Below are 14,184 nucleotides of genomic sequence, written 5' to 3' on the forward strand. Positions count from 1 at the left end.
TATGTTAAGTTAAGCGCAGCTTCAAACCGTCTGGGTGCCGGCTATTAGCCGGCACCGCTGTTTCGGGCGCATGACGCATCAATGACAAATTGTGCATGGTGGAGCTTTTGAATCCTAAAGCCCATGGGGTACCATGCTTCAACCGTATGTGCGAGCCATCGCGGCGGAGATTACCCGCGCTCGAGGAACTGGAGGAATATCATGGCAGTAGCCCATAAGTTTATCGTCGCTGACGACCATCCGCTGTTTCGTGCAGCGCTTACCCAGGCGTTGCGTCAGTTGGCTCCCCAGGCAGAGATCGTCGAAGCGGATACCATGGAGGCTACCACCGAGGTGGTGAACCGCCATCCCGATGCCGATTTGATCTTGCTGGATCTGCACATGCCTGGCGCTCATGGCTTTTCCGGGCTGATCCAGCTGCGCGGTCAGATGCCGGATGTGCCGGTGGCGGTCGTTTCCGGCAGCGACGAACCTTACGTGGTGCGCCGCGCCATCGACTATGGCGCGTCGGGCTTTATTCCCAAATCCTCGTCACTCCAGCTCATTGCCGAAGCCGTTGGTGAAATCCTTCAAGGCGAGGTATGGCTACCCGAGGCGCTGGCGGGCATTCTGGAAGAGACCAGCGAAGAAGAGTCGCGCTTTGCCGAGGCGATCGCCTCGCTCACCCCCCAGCAGTTTCGCGTGCTCAACATGCTCACCGAAGGGCTTCTAAACAAGCAGATCGCCTACGAGCTCAACGTGTCGGAGGCCACCATCAAGGCCCACGTGACCGCTATCCTGCGCAAGCTTGGCGTTCACTCGCGCACCCAGGCGGTCATCGCCGCTCAGAAACTCGAAGTGGAGCCGCCGAAAGTCGAATCCTGATTGCGTTTGAATCTTCAAGAGAGCCTCGCTTATGGTGCCCATAAGCGAGGTTTTCTTTTGGATGCGGCCGTCTTCAGGGCTTGGCGCGGCTTGCCTGTAGCGTGCGGGTCAGAAGCGCCCGTAGTGCGGCCGGTTTTACCGGCTTGAGCAACAGCTGGTAGCCGGCGCGCTTGATCTCCTCGGCGACGGTCTCGGTGCGGTCGGCGGTAATCACGATACCCGGTACCGCGCCGGTCAGACGTTCAGAAAGCGCCTCCAGCGCCATCAGGCCGGTCACCTCGTTATCCAGGTGATAGTCGGCTAGAATCGCGTCCGGGTCGCCGTCCATGTTACGCAAGATAGACTTCGCCCCGCCGATACTGGTGGCGGTAAAGACCTCGCACCCCCAGCCGCTGAGCATTGCCTTCATGCCCTCGAGGATCAGGGTTTCGTTATCGATGCACACGACCCGCGTCCCGGCGAGCTTGTTGCCGCCCCGGCGATGAGGGGTGTCGCTGGTGGCCGCGGCCACCTCGCGAGCCGCCACCACGGGCACGCTGACCGAAAATACCGTGCCTTTGCCTTCCTGTGATCGCACCTTGATCGGATGATCCAGCACACGGCTCATGCGGTCGGCAATCGAAAGCCCCAGCCCCAGCCCTTTCTCGCTTTCCTTATGGCGCGAAACCTGGTCGAGCCGGCGAAACTCCTGGAAGATTTCGGTGAGCTTGGATTCGGGAATACCCGGGCCGCTATCCCACACCTCGATGCTCAGCCGTTCGCCCTGACGGCGGCAACCCAGCAGCACGCGGCCCTGCTGGGTGTAGCGAAGGGCGTTGGAGAGGAAGTTCTGCACGATGCGTCTGAGCATCTGAGGGTCGGAGTCGACCCATGCCGCGGTAGGGACCACGCCCAGATCCAGCCCCCGTTCGTCGGCCATCACGTCGAACTCGGCGCGCAGCGGGCGAATTATATCGGCCAGGGCGAAGTGGCTGCGCCGCGGGGTCAAGGCGCCTGCATCGAGCTTGGAGATGTCCAAAAGCGTGCCCAACAGTTCTTCGGCGGCCTGCAGCGAGTTGTCGATATGGCCGATGGTGCGCTGGGTGGTGCTTTCTGTCTCGTTTTGCATCAGCGCCGAGGTGAACAGCCGTGCGGCGTTCAAGGGTTGCAGAAGGTCATGGCTCGCGGCGGCCAGAAAGCGCGTCTTCGAGGCGTTGGCGTCTTCCGCCAGTTGCTTGGCTTGTCTGAGCGCCTGTTCGGCCTCGGCACGCACCCGGTTCTCCTGACGCAAGGCCGCATTGGCCTTGGAGAGCGCCTGGGTACGTTCGCGCACCCGCTCCTCCAGGGTTTCGTTGGTGTCTTTCAGGGCGATTTCTGCCTGACGGCGCTCGGTAATATCCTGGTACAGCGCAAAAAAGCCCAGAATCGACTGGCTGTCACCAAAGTGCGGCGTATAGGTGACCAGCATGTAACGCATGCGCGCCTCCACGCGCATGGCCACCTCGAAGCTTACCCGCTCACCGGAAAGCGCCCGCTTCACCCAGGGGACGCGCTCCTCGGCCTGCTTCACCGGCAGAACCTCTTCAAAGCGTCGACCGATCACCGCGTTACGGTCGATGTTGAATGCCTGCTCGTAGGCGCGGTTGGTGAAAAGATACCGGCTTTCCTTGTCGAAATAGGCGATCAGCGCGGGCACGTTGTCGGTGTAGATACGGATATTGTTCTCGGAGCGGATCAGCGCCTCTTCGATGTGCTTTTGCTGGGTGATGTCCTGGTAGGTATAGACGAAACCGCCGCCGGGCATGGGGGTGCCCTGCACCTCGAGCACGCTGCCATCCTGGCGGTAGCGCACGTAGCGGTGGGGCTGGCCCTGGCGAATATTGTCCATCAGAAGCTCGACGTGCTCTTCCGGGTCGCCCGGGCCGTACTCGCCGTTATGGGCGTTGTAGCGGAAGATGCGATCGATCGGGGCGCTGACCCGGATCAAGTGGTCGGGAAAGCGGAAAAGCTCCAGGTAGCGCTGGTTCCACACCACCAGGCGCAGGTTCTGATCCACCACGCTGATGCCCTGGTTGATGTTCTCGATGGTCGCCTGCAACAGCGCCCGGTTGAACTCCAGCACCTGGGAGGCTTCATCGACGATCGAGATCACATCCGAAATGCCGATCCCCCGGCCCTGAAGGGCCGAGTTGACGACGATGCGCGCCGAGGAGGCCCCCAGCACCGAAGCCAGAAAACGCTCGGTGAACTGGATCACGTCGATGGAGGCGCGCATGCCGTCATCCAGGGGCTTGCCGGTACGCCGGGCATAGTCCTCGAAGGCGCGCGCCACCTGGCCCGCGCCGAGGAAGCGCTCGCAGAGCACTTTCAGGTCGCCCAGGGTGGTCGCGCCGGTCCAGGGGCGGTTCACCGAGGTTTGGCGGGTCTCGACGCTATCGACGAAGAGAGAGGCCTGAATGCGCTCGACCACCCGTTGAGAACTCACTTGGGAGACGAAGATGTAGCAAAAGAGATTCACCCCCAGCGAGAGCATGACGCCGTGGGTGAAGCTGTCCCCCAGATTCAGCCCGAAAAGGGCGGTGGGCGAGAGCCAGGCGATGCCCAGGGGGCCGCCGGCAAGCCACGTCTGAGGGAGGACGCCTGCATTGATCATGGCCGGCAGCAAGAGGCTATAAGCCCAGATGGCAAAGCCCGCGTTCATGCCCACGATGACACCCAGGCGGTTGCCGCGTTTCCAGTAGAGTCCGCCGATCACCGCCGGGGCGAACTGGGCCGCGGCGGCAAAGGAGAGCATGCCGATGGAGGCAAGGGAGGTGAACTCGGCAATCAATTGATAAAAGCCGTAGGCCATGGCCAGCACGGCAATGATCGTCAGCCGCCGTGCGCGCAGCACCAGCCGACCGTAATCCCGTGCCTTGGTATCAAACCAGCGCAGCCGGAAAAGCGCCGGGATCACGATCTCGTTGGAGATCATGATCGACACCGCGACCGCCGCCACGATCACCATGCCGGTGGCAGCAGAAAAGCCGCCGATAAAGGTCAAAAGCGACAGCCATTCATGCCCTGATGCCATCGCCAGGGCCAGCACGTAGGTATCGGGCTCCACGCCGGTGTCCGAGAACAGGTAAAGACCCGCGGCGGCTAGCGGCACCACGAAAAAGGCGATCGCCAGCAGATACAGCGGGAAGAGCCAGCGCGCCTTGGCAGCGTCGTCCGGATGGATGTTTTCCACCACCGTCACATGGAACTGGCGTGGCAGGCACAGGATGGCCAGCATCGCCAGAAGTGTCTGTGCCCAGAAGCTTTGGCCGAAGTCCTGATTGGCCAGTTGGCGCTGCAGCGCAAGCTCGCTTTCGGCGTGGTGCATCAAGGACCCCAGACCGTCGAACATGCCCCAGGTCACGAACGCACCCAGCACGACAAAGGCAAAGAGCTTCACCAGCGATTCGAAGGCCACGGCGTGGATCAGCCCTTCGTGGTGCTCGGTGGCATCGGTATGGCGGGTGCCGAAAAGGATGGCGAAAATGGCCATGACGATCGCCACGTAGAAGGCGGTATCGCCAAAAAGCGCCCCGGAGCCTGCTGCCGGCGTCTCGGTCAATACGCTGAACGTGGTGGAAACGGCTTTGAGCTGCAAGGCGATGTAGGGCAGGGTGCCGATCAGTGCCACCAGGCTTGCAAAGGCGGCCAGGGACTGGGTCTTGCCGTAACGTGAGGCAATGAAGTCAGCAATGGAGGTGACGTTCTGGTGCTTGGCCACGCGAATCATCTTGGCCAGCACCGGCCAGAAGAGCAGAAACGTCAGGACCGGGCCGACGAAGATACTCGCAAACGACCAGCCCGCCGTGGCGGCCTGGCCGACCGCGCCATAAAACGTCCAGGAGGTGCAGTAGATAGCCAGCGCCAGGCTATAGATGATGGGACGGCGACGGCTGGCGCCGCGGATACGCGCACGGCGATCACCAAACCAGGCGATGCCGAAGAGCACCGCGATATACAGTAACGAGACCGCCACCAGAAGCCCGCCGTGAAACATGCCTTTCTCCTGCCATAAGCCGTGCGATGGGCTTGCCCTTGAAGCCGCCTAGTCTAGGTTAAATTACCCAAGGCGTCAGGTGGCGAGTATGACGTCTATGCCTCGCGGCAGGCGGTATTCAAAAGCTCGGACGAGGTTCGCAGGGTGCGAATTCCCTCCAGGTCCGGTTCACTGTCGCCGTTCAAGGGGACAAGCTCGCGGTTGGCGCAGTTGAGCACATAGGCCTGAGGAATGACCAGATCGGTATGGTGGCGTTCGAAGTGGTAGAGCATGAACCTGACAATCCCGGTCTGCCCATCGCGCTGGATACTTTCCCGGTCGATGACGCTAAAGCGGGTCGTCATCGGGAAAAAGAAGGTCCAGGGTCGCCAGACCTCGGTACCTGTCGCGCTATCGATGACGTCGGAGGAGGCGGGAAGCTGGGCTTTTTTATGCTCGAACCAGCTGTACTCCACATGAATTTGATAGCTCAGCATGCCAAGACCCGCGAATACCGGCACGATCCATTTCGGCAAGCGCCCTCGCGACAGCTTGCGCAGGATGAGTCCCACCCCCGCCGCAGCCAAGGCAGCAAATACAGCGGCAACCAGGTGCCAGATCATAAGCGCGTTTCCTAATACTGGTTTCTAAAAGAAGGCGGGCCTCCCTTGGGAAGCCCGCGTTCACATTGTGGTATGCCTTTAAGGCGGATTCAGCAGTATGGCTTAGTGGTCAATGGCAACACCAGCCCCTTTCGGGTAGCGCACGCTTTCCACCAGTTCCTGAATCTCGCGAGGCGGTGCAGCGGTCATGCTCGACACGGCGAAGGCCACGGCGAAGTTGATCAATGCACCCACCGCGCCGAAGGAGAGCGGCGAGATACCGATGAACCAGTTATCCGGCGTGTTGGGCAGCATGTTGGTGCCCGGAATGAAGAACCAGCCAAGATAGGTGAAGATGTACAGAAGGGTTGCCACCAGGCCCGCCAGCATACCGCAGATGGCGCCGGCGCTGTTCATGCGGGTGGAGAAGATACCCATCATGAGTACCGGGAACAGCGACGCCGCCGCGATACCGAAGGCCAGTGCGACGGTTTGCGCGGCAAACCCGGGCGGGTTCAGGCCCAGGTAGGTGGCAAGCAGTATCGCGCCTCCCATCGAAATCCTGGCCGCCAGCATTTCGTTTTTCTCGCTGATATTGGGGTTGATGGTGTTCTTGATCAGGTCATGACTGATGGCCGAGGAGATCGCAAGCAACAACCCTGCCGCGGTCGACAGCGCCGCCGCGATACCGCCCGCCGCGATCAGACCGATCACCCAGCCGGGAAGATTGGCAATTTCCGGGTTGGCGAGTACCAGGATGTCATTGTTGACGGTCAGCTCGTTGCCTGCCCAGCCGCGTCCTTCGGCGGTGCCGGTGAAGTCCGTGTTGGTGTCGTTGTAGAACTGGATACGGCCGTCATCGTTAAGATCGTTGTAGGTGATCAGACCGGTGTCTTCCCAGGTCTGGAACCAGGCGGGACGGTCGGCGTAAAGAATCGGTTCGGCCGCGGCCGCCTCGTAATCCTCGACCTGACCGGTCATTTCCGGGTACACCGTGGTCATCAGGTTCAAACGCGCCATGGAAGCTACCGCCGGGGCGGTCAGGTACAAAAGTGCGATGAACACCAGCGCCCAGCCCGCCGACCAGCGTGCATCGGCGACCTTGGGGACGGTGAAAAAGCGGATGATGACGTGAGGGAGACCGGCGGTACCGATCATCAGCGACAAAGTGAACAGCACCATGTTGAGCTTGTTGTCCACGTCAGCGGTGTAGTCCTGAAAGCCCAGTGCGTTGACGACATCGTCAAGCTTTTGCAGAAGCGGCACGCCGGATTCGGTGTGGGTGCTGAACATTCCGAACATCGGAATCGGATTGCCGGTCAGCTGCATGGCGATAAACACCGCCGGAATCGTGTAGGCCACGATCAGCACGATGTACTGTGCCACCTGGGTGTAGGTAATGCCCTTCATGCCGCCGAACACCGCATAAAGGAACACGATGGCTGCGGCGATCCAGATACCCCAGGTACTGGGCACCTCCAGAAAGCGCGAGAAGGCAACGCCGGCGCCGGTCATCTGGCCGATAACGTAGGTCACCGAGGCGATGATCAAGCAGATGACCGCGACCACGCGGGCGGTACGGCTATAAAAGCGTTCACCGATAAAGTCCGGCACGGTGAACTTGCCGAACTTGCGCAGGTACGGGGCCAGCAGCATGGCCAGAATGACGAAGCCGCCGGTCCAGCCCATCAGGAAGGTGGAGTTGGCGTAGCCGCCGGAGGCGATCAGACCTGCCATGGAGATGAAGGACGCCGCCGACATCCAGTCCGCGGCGGTCGCCATGCCGTTGGTGATAGGGTGAACGCCGCCGCCGGCAACGTAGAAATCCTTGGTGGAACCGGCGCGCGCCCATATCGCAATCCCGATATAGAGCACGAACGAGGCGCCAACAAACAGTAAGTTGATTGCAAACTGGCTCATTCTTACTCTCCCAGGCCGAATTTCTTGTCGAGCTGATTCATTCTCCAGGCATAGAAGAAGATCAGAACGATAAAGGTGAGAATGGAGCCCTGCTGGGCGAACCAGAAGCCGAGATCCGTGCCGCCCACGGAAATCGAGGCCAGCAGTGGGCGAAACAGAATGGCGCAGCCGTAGGATACGAATGCCCAGACCACCAGGCATCCAAAGATCAAACGAACGTTGGCTTTCCAATATGCAGCAGCATTAGATTTGTCGTCTGCCATGTTGGTGCTCTCCATTTATGGTTTTAAGGTTGGAAAGTGAGCTCACTGCGGGCAACTTGCCCCGCGCCGTACAAGATAAATCGTTGGGAGGAAGAGGGTCCCTTGCCGAAAGACTAGATGCTGCTTACGCCCCTGCGGCTTTCCCCTTTTTTCTTCATTAACCTTTCTTCACGAGCGTTTCTTCTTGGTTGTTGTCGTCAGGTACGCGGTGAACATTGTTCCAAAGCCAATATTACCTTGATCGACTCAAAGTAATACTGGCCAATAAATAGAAAAAATAAATCCAGACTTTGGTATCACGTACTCAAGACGCTGCCGACTTACGGCTTTATACAGGGAAATTATTCAATTTCCTAACATTTTATAATGGCGGGATGCGACTTTAGTCAGGATAGGACGATAGTCTATAGATCACTCTAAAACCATGTTTGCTACTTTAAGAGGGCGGTTCTAATTGCCCTGACCTTCGTTCTCCTGAGCTTGGTTATCTAGAACTTTTTTGTCTTGAGTTTTTTTGTCTTGAACTTGGCTGCCTTGAGTTGCCTTGAATGGAGAGTTTCACAACTTCGTCACAATACAGGAAGCTTTATTCACGCTTTTTGTATGAATACTCATCATTGGTTAACGAGTAATGGCAAGTAATGAGGTTTAACTGAACGTCGATTAGACCTTGGCTTTATAGCTTAAAGTATAAGAAGTATTCGTCCAGCCATTTTAAGACGCGCAGTGAATAACCATCGTTTATTCAAGTGTCGAGTGCGCGGGCGTCTTTTTGAGTGCTCTGTGCGGGTTTGGGCCGCATTTGCAACCGGGGTGATCCATGGTCGAGGCCGATCTTTCAAAACTTCCATTTTCCCTGCTGGACGAGGCGGGCATCGAATGCGCGCGCGGTGGGTTGGATCTGGCCTACTTCGATACTGGCGATATCATCCTGGAGTCGGGTCGCGAGGCCGAAGGCGTTTTCATCATTCATAAAGGTGATGTTACCGAGCTTGACCCCACCATGCCTCAGGCTCAGGCGCGCATCGGCCACTACACAGCCGGCGATCTGTTCGGCGCGATCAGCCTCTTGAACGGCAAAAGCCGCTACCGTTTCGAAGCAGAACAGGAGACGCTTTGCCATATCCTTCCCAAGGCGGTGTTTGGCGCACTTTGCCAGCAGTACCCGGATTTCGAGGCGTTCTTCAAGCAGTCCCTTTCGCACAAGGCACGGCTTTTGACCGAGCGCCGCGCGGCGGGTGGGCTCACCATGGCAGGGTTCATGCTCGCCAAGGTGGGCGAGTGCATGCGCGCGCCCATCGTGATCGAGGAAGACGAGGACATCAAAGGCGCGGTGGCCACACTGCTGGACAACCACGCCGACAGTCTTCTGGTCAGCACCCGGGGAAGCTACGGCATGGTGACCAAGACCGACCTTCTCAACGCCCTGGTGATGGATCAAAGCCCCGCTACGACCAGGATCGCAACCCTGGCGCATACCGCGTTGATCGTGGCCTCTCCCGAGCAGTACCTGTTTGAAGCTCTGGTACTGATGACCCGTCACAAGGTGGCTCGGGTGGTCGTCATGGCGCAGGGCACGCTTTGCGGCATCGTGGAGCTCACCGATGTGCTGAGCTACTTTTCCAGCCGAAGCTACGTGGTGGGGCTTCAAGTCGAGAAGGCAAGTGACCTGGAAGCCCTGGCCCAGGCCAGCCGGCGTACCCCCGAACTTGTCCAGGCGCTGATGGCCCAAGGGGTGAAGCTGCGCTTTGTCATGGAGCTTCTGGCCGCGCTGAACGGGCGCATCATCAACAAGGCCTGGACGTTCAGCGTGACTGGCCCTTTGCAGGAGAAGTGCTGCCTGGTGGTGATGGGCAGCGAAGGCCGGGGCGAGCAGATACTCAAGACCGATCAGGACAACGCGCTGATCCTCGATGATGATCAGTGCTGGCCTGAAGCGCCCCCGCAGATGCAGGCCCTGACCCGGACACTGATCGAGCTTGGCTATCCGCCGTGCCCGGGCAACATCATGGTTTCCAACCCCGAATGGGTAGGCAGTGTCGCCACGTGGCGCCAGCGTATAGGGCGGTGGGCCGAAAGCCGTGATGGCAAAAGCCTCATGAAGCTTGCCATCATGCTGGATGCCCACCCTGTCGCCGGCAATTCCCGGCTTGCAAGCCGTGTTCAGCAGGCACTTTTCGAGCGCTGCGCCGATGACGAGCTGCTGTTGAGCTACTTCGCCCGGGCCGCGCTCGGTTTCTCCACGCCGCTGACGCTTTTCGGGTCGCTGAAAAGGCGCGAACACGGTATCGATATCAAGAAAGGCGGCATTTTTCCCATCGTTCACGGCGTGCGCACCATGGCCCTTGAGCGACGTATCAAGACAACCAGCACCTTGGAGCGGCTGGACGCGCTGGTCGCTGACGGCCGCCTGGAGCGGCGCTTTGCCGACGACCTGGGCGAGGCGCTGTCACTTTTCATCGAGCTTCGCCTGCGCCAGCAGCTTGGCGTACGACAAACACCTTCCGTCGGACCGGCCAATCACGTGGTGGTGCAAGCGCTTTCGACCCTGGAGCGGGATCTGCTGCGCGAAGCGCTGCATATCGTCAAGGAGTTCAAGTCGCGCCTGACCCACCGTTACCATCTGGAGTACTCATAGCGGCATGCGTTTAATGGACCAGCATATTTCCCTGTTCGGCGGCTCGCTGCGCACACTTTTCAAGCGCGAAAGCGACCGCCGCCGGTGCATGGGCTCTTCTTTCGAGTGGCTCTTCCATCCCTATCTGGGTGAGGAGCTGGTGGCGCTGGCGTTCAGGTTCGTCCCCGACGAACAGATCCTGAGCGTGGCCGCGGTGGTCTTTGATCAGCGCCGCGTGCATACCCGAACCGCCTGGGTGGCCACGCTGGCCGACTTGACCCGGGTGAAGCGAGGCGCGCTGAAAGACCACAGCGCTCGTCACGGCACCACCGCGCTGATGTCACCGACGGTGGAAAACATCAGTGCGCTGGCGGAGTTCATCGGTAATCGTCCGGTAGTGGGATGGGACATCAATGAGGCCGTCGCGCCGATCAATCGCCTGTTCAACGCGCGGTTGGGCTTTGATCTGCCCAATACCCAAGTCGATGTCGCCAAGCTCTACCAGCGAAAACAAAAGCGCTCCCATGTGGAACCCTGGGCAGCGGCGAGCTTCAACCAGGCGCTTGGTCAGTCACGGTTGCCCGTTCAGGCCTGGCCGTCGCTGTTGAGTGAAGCGAGCGCCTGCGCGCTTTTGTACATGCGCCTGCAGCGTGACGCAGCCCTTGAAGCCTAGCCGGAAACAAGGGTATGGAAAGCTTATGGGAAGGCTGTATTGGGTGAATAGAGGAGTCTTGATAGAATAGCGGGCTTCACCCCCATCACCGGCAGTGCTTATACCATGCAGCAACCCGATCATTTCGACCCCGTCGTTGCCGAGGCTGGCGCGTCCTTGAGCCCGGCCGGCCCTGACGATGTCAAACAAAAGCGCGAATTCAACAAGTTGCAAAAAAGGCTTCGTCGCGAAGTAGGCAATGCCATTCTCGATTACAACATGATCGAGGAAGGCGACCGGGTGATGGTGTGTCTTTCCGGTGGCAAGGACAGCTACACCATGCTCGAGATTCTGCGCAATCTGCAGCGCAATGCCCCGGTGAACTTTTCACTGGTGGCGGTGAATCTCGACCAGAAACAGCCCGGTTTTCCCGAGCACGTACTGCCGAAATATCTCGACAGGCAAGGCGTCGAGTACCATATCCTCGAGCGGGATACCTATTCGGTGGTGAAGGAGAAGACCCCGGAAGGCAAGACCACCTGCGCGCTCTGTTCACGCCTGCGCCGGGGCTCGCTCTACGGCTTTGCCGAAGAGATCGGTGCCACCAAGGTGGCGCTTGGCCACCACCGCGAAGACATTCTGGAAACGCTGTTTCTGAACATGTTCTTCGGCGGCACGCTCAAGGCCATGCCGCCTAAGCTGTTGTCCGATGATGGCAAGAACATCGTGATTCGCCCGCTGGCTTACTGCAAGGAGGCGGATATCGCCGAGTTCTCGCGGCTGATGGAGTTTCCCATCATTCCCTGCAACCTGTGCGGCTCACAGCCCAACATGCAGCGCCAGAACGTCAAGGCGATGCTCGCCGAGTGGGATAAAAAGTACCCGGGCAGGCTCGAGAGCATGTTCAAGGCGGTGACCAACGTAGCGCCTTCCCAGCTTGCCGACCGTGAACTTTTTGATTTCAAGGGCCTCGAGGCCCGACAGGCCGAGCTCAGGGCCGGACGTATCCAGGCCCTGAACGTCGGCTAGGCGTGGTCGAGACCAGAACCCGATGAGAGGGCCTAGGCCTCGCCCTCTTCGTCGGCCAGGGTGATCAGTCGCGTCATGTCCAGGATATTCACTTCACGCCCGGAGACGGCCACTACCTGCTGTTGCTGCAGTCGGCTCAGGATACGGCTGACCGTCTCCACCGCCAGGCCCAGGTAGTTGCCGATATCCGCTCGCGCCATGGAGAGCCGGAAACTGTAGGGCGAGTAGCCCCGGCGACGAAAGCGGTCGGAAAGCGTGATGAGAAAGCTTGCCAGACGCTGGTCGGCGGTCTTGCGCGAGAGAAGACGCATCATCCGCCGGTCGTCGCGAAGCTCCTTGCTCATGCTGCGATAGAGCTGACCTCTGAGCTCGGGCAATTCCTCGGACAACTTGTCCAGATGCTTGAAGGGAATCTCGCACACCGTGGTGGTTTCCAGCGCGATGGCGCCGCCCGGGTAGAACTCCTCATCGATACCGTCCAGGCCGACCAGCTCGCTTGGCAGGTAGAAGTTGGTGAGCTGATCATCGCCGTTGCCTTCGCTGGTGACCTGCTTGAGGCTTCCCGAACGCACGGCAAAGACACTGGCAAACCGTTCGCCCTGATGAAACAACACTTCGCCCTTTTTAAGCGGCGCCCGACGACGAATGATCGCATCGAACTGACTGACGTCCTCAAGCTGCAGCGCCAACGGCAAACACAGCGAACTCAGGCTGCAGGTTTGGCAGCGTGGCGCCTGAAGCAGCGAGCGGCGTTGGCTGGCAGGGGTCGACATCACCTTCTCCTTTCATGGATATTCGCGCGAGATTACAAGATTCTAGAGTAACGCGCGACGCATTGCTCTGTCAGGTGCTTGTCAAAGGCCATGGCCAGGTGGCGAATCAACAGCCGCCCGATGGGCGTGGCCGTCAGCGTCAGCCCTTGACGGGTTACCAGCCCGTCGCGTTCCGCGTGGGCCAGGGCCTTCAGGGCATCGGCGAAATACGCTTCGCTGTCGATGTCGAAACGCTCGCCGATGGCGGCCAGGTCAATGCGCATGTCGCACATCAAGCGCTCGATCACCTCGCGGCGAATGAGATCGTCCTGGTTCAGGCGCAGGCCCTTGCAGGTCGGCAGATGCCCTTGATCCAGCGCGTGGGCGTAGGCGTCAAGGGTTACCGGATTTTGCGCGTAGACATCGCCCACCCGTGAAATCGCCGAGACCCCCAGGCCAATCAAGTCACACTGGGCGTGGCTGGAGTACCCCTGGAAATTGCGCTGTAGCGTTCCCTGCTGCTGGGCCAGTGTCAGGCTGTCATCCGGGCGGGCGAAGTGGTCCATGCCGATATGCACGTAGCCCGCCTGGTGGAGCATTTCGATACTGGCGCGCAGGATGGCAAGCTTTTCGTCGGCGCTGGGCAGCTCGCTTTCCTGAATACGCCGCTGGGGGGCGAAGCGTGTCGGCAGATGAGCGTAGTTGAATAGCGAAAGTCGTGCCGGGTTGAGCTCGATGATCTGGCCAAGCGTATGGGCGAAGCGCTGCTCCGTCTGGCGGGGCAGCCCATAGATCAGATCCACGTTGAGCGAACCAAACCCCAGCCGATGCGCCTCGTCCATCAGGGTTTCGGTCAGCCGCCGGGGCTGTACACGGTTGATTGCCTGCTGCACGTCGATATCCAGATCCTGAACGCCGAGGCTTAGCCGGTTGAATCCCAGTGACTGCAAATGCCGCAGCGTGAACACGTCCGCCTCGCGGGGGTCGATCTCGATGGCATAATCGCGTTCCGGGTCGCTTGAGAGCCCAAACCGTGCGTCCAGCCGGTCGATCAAGTCGCCCATCTGTGAAAGCGTCAGAAAGGTCGGCGTGCCGCCGCCCCAGTGAAGCTGCTGTACGGGGCGGGTGGTATCCACGTGCCGGGCAGCGAGCACCATCTCTCTGTCCAGCCGAGAAAGATAGGGCTCCGCCAAAGCACGGTTTTTCGTGGCGATCTTGTTGCAGGCGCAGTAAAAGCAGATCTTCTCGCAAAACGGGATATGCACGTAAAGCGACAGCGCCCGTTGATCGGCGTTACTTCGTTCCAGCGCTGCGGTGAAATCTTGCGGGGTAAATCCCTCGTGAAAGGCCAGGGCCGTGGGGTAGGAGGTGTAGCGCGGCCCGCTTTTATCGTAGCGGCGCACAAGCGCTTCATCCCAGGCGGGAGCGGGTGTTGCGGCAATAACATGAGCGCAGGTAGGCATAAAAGCTTCCGGGCAGAGAAGGAAAAAC

Annotated in this window: 10 protein-coding genes; 4 read left to right on the top strand and 6 right to left on the bottom strand. The window is 59.7% G+C overall.

The genetic code is table 11. The features are described 5' to 3' along the window. Nucleotides 1–201: 201 nt before the first annotated feature. Nucleotides 202–864 (top strand): LuxR C-terminal-related transcriptional regulator, encoded by a 663-nt coding sequence (locus ACWF8S_RS02980; protein ID WP_447555341.1) that lies wholly within the window; start codon nucleotides 202–204, stop codon nucleotides 862–864. Between the two features lie 73 nt (nucleotides 865–937). Here the strand turns inward: ACWF8S_RS02980 and ACWF8S_RS02985 are convergent, their stop codons facing one another. From ACWF8S_RS02985 to ACWF8S_RS03000, 4 genes are all read right to left on the bottom strand, one after another. Beyond that, nucleotides 938–4,879 (bottom strand): hybrid sensor histidine kinase/response regulator, encoded by a 3,942-nt coding sequence (locus ACWF8S_RS02985; protein WP_447555342.1) that lies wholly within the window; start codon nucleotides 4,877–4,879, stop codon nucleotides 938–940. 95 nt (nucleotides 4,880–4,974) lie between these two features. Continuing rightward, entirely contained in the window at nucleotides 4,975–5,481 is a 507-nt protein-coding gene (locus ACWF8S_RS02990; protein WP_447555343.1) for a hypothetical protein, read from the bottom strand. 102 nt (nucleotides 5,482–5,583) lie between these two features. Continuing rightward, a complete protein-coding gene (locus ACWF8S_RS02995; protein ID WP_447555344.1) occupies nucleotides 5,584–7,380 on the bottom strand; it encodes a sodium:solute symporter family protein in 1,797 nt (598 codons plus the stop codon). Between the two features lie 2 nt (nucleotides 7,381–7,382). Continuing rightward, a complete protein-coding gene (locus ACWF8S_RS03000) occupies nucleotides 7,383–7,643 on the bottom strand; it encodes a DUF4212 domain-containing protein (protein ID WP_447555345.1) in 261 nt (86 codons plus the stop codon). An 820-nt stretch (nucleotides 7,644–8,463) separates the two neighbouring features. Here ACWF8S_RS03000 and ACWF8S_RS03005 point away from each other — a divergent pair. From ACWF8S_RS03005 to ttcA, 3 genes are all read left to right on the top strand, one after another. Beyond that, entirely contained in the window at nucleotides 8,464–10,281 is a 1,818-nt protein-coding gene (locus ACWF8S_RS03005; protein WP_447555346.1) for a DUF294 nucleotidyltransferase-like domain-containing protein, read from the top strand. A gap of 4 nt (nucleotides 10,282–10,285) precedes the next feature. Beyond that, nucleotides 10,286–10,933 (top strand): DNA polymerase III subunit epsilon, encoded by a 648-nt coding sequence (locus tag ACWF8S_RS03010; RefSeq protein ID WP_447555347.1) that lies wholly within the window; start codon nucleotides 10,286–10,288, stop codon nucleotides 10,931–10,933. A gap of 105 nt (nucleotides 10,934–11,038) precedes the next feature. Then, on the top strand, nucleotides 11,039–11,941 hold the full coding sequence (ttcA, locus tag ACWF8S_RS03015) for a tRNA 2-thiocytidine(32) synthetase TtcA (protein WP_447555348.1): 903 nt from the start codon (nucleotides 11,039–11,041) through the stop codon (nucleotides 11,939–11,941). A 32-nt stretch (nucleotides 11,942–11,973) separates the two neighbouring features. Here the strand turns inward: ttcA and fnr are convergent, their stop codons facing one another. Together fnr and hemN are read right to left on the bottom strand one after the other, a co-directional pair. Continuing rightward, nucleotides 11,974–12,714 carry a fumarate/nitrate reduction transcriptional regulator Fnr gene (gene fnr / locus ACWF8S_RS03020; RefSeq protein ID WP_447555349.1) on the bottom strand — a complete coding sequence of 247 codons (741 nt, stop codon included), beginning with the start codon at nucleotides 12,712–12,714 and terminating at the stop codon, nucleotides 11,974–11,976. 32 nt (nucleotides 12,715–12,746) lie between these two features. Then, a complete protein-coding gene (hemN, locus tag ACWF8S_RS03025) occupies nucleotides 12,747–14,156 on the bottom strand; it encodes an oxygen-independent coproporphyrinogen III oxidase (protein WP_447555350.1) in 1,410 nt (469 codons plus the stop codon). Between the last annotated feature and the right edge of the window lie 28 nt (nucleotides 14,157–14,184).

This window comes from Vreelandella xerophytica, assembly GCF_968048975.1.

Bases quoted from the DNA above. Each gene is read 5' to 3' on its own strand.
- ACWF8S_RS02980 (WP_447555341.1), top strand. From the start codon at position 202: ATGGCAGTAGCCCATAAGTTTATCGTCGCTGACGACCATCCGCTGTTT.
- ACWF8S_RS03005 (WP_447555346.1), top strand. From the start codon at position 8,464: ATGGTCGAGGCCGATCTTTCAAAACTTCCATTTTCCCTGCTGGACGAG.
- fnr (WP_447555349.1), bottom strand. From the start codon at position 12,714: ATGTCGACCCCTGCCAGCCAACGCCGCTCGCTGCTTCAGGCGCCACGC.
- ACWF8S_RS03010 (WP_447555347.1), top strand. From the start codon at position 10,286: ATGCGTTTAATGGACCAGCATATTTCCCTGTTCGGCGGCTCGCTGCGC.
- hemN (WP_447555350.1), bottom strand. From the start codon at position 14,156: ATGCCTACCTGCGCTCATGTTATTGCCGCAACACCCGCTCCCGCCTGG.
- ttcA (WP_447555348.1), top strand. From the start codon at position 11,039: ATGCAGCAACCCGATCATTTCGACCCCGTCGTTGCCGAGGCTGGCGCG.
- ACWF8S_RS02990 (WP_447555343.1), bottom strand. From the start codon at position 5,481: ATGATCTGGCACCTGGTTGCCGCTGTATTTGCTGCCTTGGCTGCGGCG.
- ACWF8S_RS02995 (WP_447555344.1), bottom strand. From the start codon at position 7,380: ATGAGCCAGTTTGCAATCAACTTACTGTTTGTTGGCGCCTCGTTCGTG.
- ACWF8S_RS03000 (WP_447555345.1), bottom strand. From the start codon at position 7,643: ATGGCAGACGACAAATCTAATGCTGCTGCATATTGGAAAGCCAACGTT.
- ACWF8S_RS02985 (WP_447555342.1), bottom strand. From the start codon at position 4,879: ATGTTTCACGGCGGGCTTCTGGTGGCGGTCTCGTTACTGTATATCGCG.